The sequence below is a fragment of the Odoribacter sp. AF15-53 genome (assembly GCF_003479425.1).
Taxonomy (GTDB): Bacteria; Bacteroidota; Bacteroidia; order Bacteroidales; family Marinifilaceae; genus Butyricimonas.
Genome location: NZ_QUHC01000009.1, coordinates 137,498 through 143,730 on the forward strand (window position 1 = coordinate 137,498; position 6,233 = coordinate 143,730).

4 protein-coding genes are annotated in these 6,233 nt (G+C 44.2%); all 4 read left to right on the forward strand.

Going from position 1 to position 6,233, the window contains the following annotated elements:
• Positions 1–54: 54 nt before the first annotated feature.
• The gene (locus DWW52_RS16605; RefSeq protein WP_118716593.1) at positions 55–3,543 is read left to right on the forward strand and encodes a SusC/RagA family TonB-linked outer membrane protein; all 3,489 of its coding nucleotides are present in this window, start codon (positions 55–57) and stop codon (positions 3,541–3,543) included.
• 4 nt (positions 3,544–3,547) lie between these two features.
• Positions 3,548–5,092, forward strand: coding sequence for a RagB/SusD family nutrient uptake outer membrane protein (locus DWW52_RS16610; RefSeq protein WP_118716582.1), 1,545 nt, complete (start codon positions 3,548–3,550; stop codon positions 5,090–5,092).
• A gap of 30 nt (positions 5,093–5,122) precedes the next feature.
• Positions 5,123–5,764: a hypothetical protein gene (locus DWW52_RS16615; protein WP_118716583.1), complete on the forward strand. Its 642-nt coding sequence runs from the start codon at positions 5,123–5,125 to the stop codon at positions 5,762–5,764.
• Between the two features lie 10 nt (positions 5,765–5,774).
• A partial coding sequence (locus DWW52_RS16620; protein ID WP_118716584.1) for a hypothetical protein occupies positions 5,775–6,233 on the forward strand: 459 nt, incomplete at its 3' end.

Sequence of the window (6,233 nt, forward strand, 5' to 3'; positions counted from 1 at the left end):
CGAACGGGTACGTGGATTCCGTTTAAAAATCAGCGTGCTAAAATTTTTCTAATCATGAAATTAACTTTATTGTTGGTATTCGGGTTCGTGTTCACGTTATCGGCATCCGTGCGGGCGCAAGAACAAACGGTGACATTGAACGTGGAAAGAGTCTCTTTTGTTAAGGTGGTCTCCGAGTTGAAACGACAGACGCAACTTGATTTCTTTTACAGTTTCAATGAAGTGAATGTGAATCGAGAGATCACTCTTAACGTGAAAAACGTGAAAATTGATGATGTACTCCGGCGTATTCTAGGAAAAGATTTCACGTGGGAATATATTGACGACATGGTGATCATTAAGCCCGCGTATCGGGTGGTGGTAGACTCTGTCCGGAAAAATATCCGAATCGTCGGGAAAGTGACAGATAAGGCCGGGATTTCAATGCCGGGGGTGACGGTAAAGCTGGAGGGAACAAATTTGGGATCGGCAACTGATACGAAAGGGATTTTTATCCTGGCTTTGCCTTTAACGAAGGGCGTGTTGGAATTCTCTTTTGTGGGCTATAAATCCCAGAAAGTTAGTTTTTCAGCGGCCACGAGAGATACGATCCTGGTGGTGATGCAGGAGGACGTGCAGGCGTTGGATGAGGCCGTGGTAGTTGCTTACGGAACGACGACCCGTCGGGAGGCAACTGGGGCGATATCGGTGATTAAAGCTGATGAGCTAAGGGGAATACCCGCAACAAGTATAGCTAGTTTGTTACAGGGACGAGTGGCGGGAATGGACGTGACGAATATTACCGGCGCCCCGGGAGGTGGGGGGACGATCATCACGATCCGGGGATATAATTCGTTGGACGTGGAGCAGAAAAGTCGCCAGTTCTCGAATCCCTTGTGGGTGGTTGATGGCGTGCCTTTGAATTCTTTTACCTCGCCGATCACGGGAACCAACCTGCTGGCGGAGATTAACCCCGATATGATAGAATCCGTGCAGGTGTTGAAAGATGCTTCCGCGGCTTCTATTTACGGCTCGCGGGCTGCTAACGGTGTGATTATCGTGACAACTAAAAAGGGACGTGCAAATCAGGAAGCTACGTTTTCTGTGAACGTGTCGCAAACATGGAGCGTGTTGCCGAAATTGCCGACCATGATGACCGGCCGGGAGGAACGGTGGTGGCGGCTGAAAGCATTGCGTAATATGCCGCAGGCTTATCTGGATTGGGAGAACCGACAATATAAATATCCGACTTCTTTGACCGAAATGGAACGGAACCGGTTGTCTGCGTTGGATTGGTTTTATCCTAAAAAAGATTCACAAGTAAGTGATGGTATCGTTTTGCAGGATAGTTTGAACGCCTTTTATAATCATGCGACAAACTTTTTCCCGATGTATTTTGAGACGGGAAAGGTGACCAATGCGAATATCCAAACTTATGGCGGATCGGAAAGGATGAATTATGGAATCGGCTTGGGGTATTATGACGAATCGGGTGTGTTGAAAGGTACGGGGTTCAATCGTATTGATTTAACGACAAATTTGAATGTCACCCCGGTTAATCGTTTGAACGTGGATTTACGTTTTTACCTTTCGTTGACGAACCGGAAAAGGAGTTCCGAGAACCAGATGGAAGGTTTTCAAACCAGCTCGAACGTAGATGTCATTCCCGGGGATCCTTTTGAATTGACCACTTTACTACCGGGTAAAGGGAGTGTCGTGTGGGATGAAGTCTTGAAATCTCTTCAGGGAGTAAAGGAAAAAAATCGTTCCGTGCGAGGACGGGCCAATATTAAGATCGGTTATGACGTATTGGAAGGTTTGAATGTATCTACTTCACTTGCTGCAGATTATTCTATTCATCGTCGCCATTATTTTTCTCCTTCTTATTTGGATGTGGACGGGCATTCCGTGAGTATCGGGGAGACCGGAATTAACTTGATGGCCTTGAGTGAAAGCATGTTGAATTACACGAAGATGTTCAAAGAAGAACACACGTTTAGTTTCTTGGCGGGATTTTCTTACCAGTATGATCAGGAGGAATATAACGGGGGAAGCGGGAAAAATTCACCGAGTGACAAGATTCAGTATGTTCCCGATGGTTTCCCGACCTTGGCGGAAAAAGAGGTATATGGTTACAAGGAAATCCTTCCCATGCAAGCTTACCAATCGGATATGAAAGAAAAGTCTTTGTTGTCTTGGTTTGCCCGTTTGGAGTATGATTATCGGAAAAAGTATTTTATTTCCGCGAGCTTTCGCCGGGATGGAAGTTCTACTTTCGGGGCGAAAAATCGCTGGGGAACTTTTCCTTCCATTGCAGCGGGATGGAACTTTAGTGAAGAGAACTTTGTCAAAGATAATTTGGGATGGTTGAGTTTCGGAAAATTCCGTGCTAGTTGGGGACGTTCCGGGATGCATTTCGAGGAATGTTATTTGGCATTAGGTACGTTGTATTCCGGACAGCCGTTTATGGGAGAAAGCACGTTGTCCTGGGGTAACGGACGGTACAATGAAGATTTGTCCTGGGAGAAGACAGATCAGTATGATTTCGGCTTGGATATGGATATGTTTGATTACCGGTTGGGATTGACTTTGGATTATTACTATCGTTATTCAAGTGACAAATTGTGGCCGATTGATTTGCCGGGAGATTATAACGGTTTTGCCATGCAATGGAGAAACGCGGCGGCGGTATCGAACGAGGGGATTGAGTTGTTGGTGCGGTACGAGATTTTCCGAAATGAGGATTTATACTGGAAAATATCGGTCAATGGGGCCAAGAACTGGAACCGATTTGAAAAATCGTATACCGGAGAGGATATTCGTCGGATCGGGATTATCGGAAAAGCATTGAACGGGATATACACGTTGGCGACGGATGGGTTCGTGAATGAACAAGAAGAATTACCTGTTACGTATAATAATGCGGGAATCAGTTCTTATTTGAATAATGGAAGTAAAAATGTATTTTATAAACCGGGGGATTACAAGTTTATTGACGTGAATGGAGATGGCGTGATAGATGGAAATGATCAGGTCTACCAGGGGAGTGCTTTACCCGTGATGACGGGTGGAATCGTGAACGAGGTGCGTTGGAAGAATTTTGATTTGAATATGTCTGTTACTTTCCAAATTGGACGACATATCGTGAATAACCAGAGCAGTTCTTCTTTGAAGACAAGTTATCCTGATAACATCTTGCATCCTTTCCTGCTAAATATGAATAAACGGCATTTTTGGCAGCAACCGGGAGATTCTGGAGCGGAATATGCTCAATGGCAAACGGATCAGGATGTCGGGAATTACGGGATAACGGATCGGGACGTGGAAAAAGTGAATTGGTTAAAGCTGAAAACCTTGTCTATCGGGTATACTTTGCCTCGGGTTGTTTTGAAAAGCTGCAAGTTGGAACAAGTCCGTTTTTTCGTGAGCGGGGAGAATCTTTTATCATGGCATAATTATTCCGGGCTTGATCCCGAGATTGTGGACGTGCGTACGGGAATGGATCAAGGTGATAATTATCCTTTGGCGCGTAAGTTTACTTTGGGTTTAACCATTAAATTTTAGATCAATGAAATACTTTATATTTTTAATCATAAGTGTTTGGTTTGTTGTTGGGTGTGAGGATCTGTTGGAAATGGAACCGAAGAATTCTCTGACTTATGGGAATAGCATGACGGAGAAAGAATTGGAAGCTTCAGTCCGGGGTGCTCAAGCGATTATCAGAACTTATTTGTTGATGCATTATAATAATGGCTCAAATTACGTGAATGGGGCTTATTCTGACGAGAGCGATTATGGCGTTTCGCTAAGACGAAATTTGGATCCGCAAGTGATTCCCGCAGGCGATTGGGGACAACATTATAACGTGATTTCCATTGCAAACCGGACGATATACTTGGCTGAACATAGTGATCTGACAAGGGATCGGAAGGATTTTTATGCCGGGCAGGGGCATTTTTTGAAAGCGTTTATGTATTATGACCTGCTGAAAGAATGGGGGGAGTGCGTGTTGATTAAAGACGAGGTCGAACCTAAACCTATCGCAAAATCTACATGGACGGAGGTTGCTGATTACGCGATACTGACGGCCCAGCAAGCTGTGGATATGTTACCTGATTTTGCTAATGTCAAGGATTCAAAAGGGCAAGCGGCACGTTATAAATCAACTCCCTGCAAAGGGGCTGCCAACGCTCTGTTAGCTCACTTGTGTGCTTGGAAAGCTGGAGGAAAATATTTTGCCCGGGAGAATCAGAGAGATTACGATGAGCGGGAATTGTGGTTGAGAGCGGAAAAGGCTTGCTCGTGGGTCATAGATTCTTCTGCATACGAGTTGGCAGCTTCCCCGGAGGAGGTTTGCACGGAGGTATTGGTTGGAGACAGTAAGGAGAGTATCTTCGAGACCGTATACAAGGATCAATGGGTGGAAATGGGTGGAATGTGGGAAATGTTGAAGTTTAACCCGGCGAAGGATTACGAGAATTGGCCGATAAATAATCTTGCTACATCGTCTGATTACGAGTATAATACTTTTAAAATCAAGACATCCACGGTTCGGGAAATGTTCCCAGGGGAAGATTCTCGTAAGGAAGCTTATTTTTATAAATTTGAAGAAATGGCGCATCCGGATAGCGTGGCAGTAACAGGAGGGTTTGCTTATCCTTATAAATGGAGATACGGGTATTACAAAGAAGATGGATGGGGAAAATGGTGGTCCAATATTAACCAGAATAAGATCTGGTGGCGATTGGCCGATATAATTCTGTTGCGTGCCGAGTGTCGGGCTCGTTTGGGGGGAGAGTATATAGCCGGGGCGATAGAAGATTTGAACACGATACGTCGCCGGGCCAATGCCAGATTATATTCCTCGTCAGAATATGACGGAGATTTGCGTTACGCTATTTTCAAGGAACGGGAGAAAGAATTGCTGATGGAGGGGTACCGGTATTATGACGTGATCCGGAACGGGTACGTGCGCACGGAATTGGAAGAGGGTTTTCGGAAAGCTTCCGATCAGGATTTCATGGAGGGATGTTTCTTCAACGCCATAGGAAGTGGTGCGTTTAATAAGAATACGTTGATGCGCCAAAATTCATATTGGTTGCGATACATGTAATTTGAAGTGTGGAATTTAGAATTTAAAATGATGAGAACTATATTGTTGATAATGTGTTTCGTGGGCATGCTTAGTGCTTGTACACAACAGAATGTGATAAATACGGGAGTATCGTCGCCCTACCACGATTGTAATATAATGGATTACCTGCGTTCGGATAAATATAATTGGGAACTAACGGTACAAATGATCGAACATGCGGGATTGACGGATTTATTCGAGGGAAGGGTGGATACTTTGCCCGAGATCACTTTTTGGGGAATTCCTTCCTATTCGATACAACGATTTATCTTTGATTCACAAGAAAATGAAGACATTGAAACGGTTTACACGCAGGTAACGGAAATTCCGCAATCGTTATGCCGGGAATTCTTGTTGAAACATGTTACGAAAGGAAAAATCCTGAAAGCGGATATCGCTTATAAAAACAAGAAATATGAAATCAATGAAGAGGGACAGGATGGGGGTACCTGGATTACTTGTCTGGCTGGGAATCGTTTTATTGCTTACCGGGAAGGCAGTGATTATGGAGGAGTGCCGGATGCCGGGTCGGTATCTTTGAAATGCTGGTCTTTTAAATGGGGAAAGATTCCAATGGCTTCTCCGGATATCCAGCCGACAAATGGTGTGGTGCATGCATTGAATTATTCGTATAGATTAGGACATATTTAATTGAGAGGTTATGAAAAATATTATAGGCATATTGTTAGTCTTTGGCTTGATTGGTTGTCAGGATGTGACAATTGGTTTTTTAAACACGGGAGAAGCTGGTTACGAGATTGATTCTTTGGAAGTAAAATTGGTGCTGGATAATACAGTTCCCGATATAATACCGAATCCGGAATATGAAGAATATATAGATATGGGATTTAATCCGGAGTCATGTATTGAAATGGGGATTTATCCTACTCTTGAAATCGGGGGAGGCGAAGATTATACGCGAGATAAATATAGTATTCCATGGACAAGTACCCCGATCGAGGGAGTGGATGGGACAGCCCCAATTTATGTATCGATCAAGGACGTGACAAGTCGTGACGGGGATTCGGAGAAAATGAAAGCGGTGTTGACCGTGAAAGGTGACGGAATGTTGAGTGTTCCCTGTCATCATAATGTTCCGTTAGGTCGTTATATCGTGTCG

Coding starts and splice junctions, on each gene's coding strand:
- DWW52_RS16605 (WP_118716593.1), top strand. CDS start 55: ATGAAATTAACTTTATTGTTGGTATTCGGGTTCGTGTTCACGTTATCG.
- DWW52_RS16610 (WP_118716582.1), top strand. CDS start 3,548: ATGAAATACTTTATATTTTTAATCATAAGTGTTTGGTTTGTTGTTGGG.
- DWW52_RS16615 (WP_118716583.1), top strand. CDS start 5,123: ATGAGAACTATATTGTTGATAATGTGTTTCGTGGGCATGCTTAGTGCT.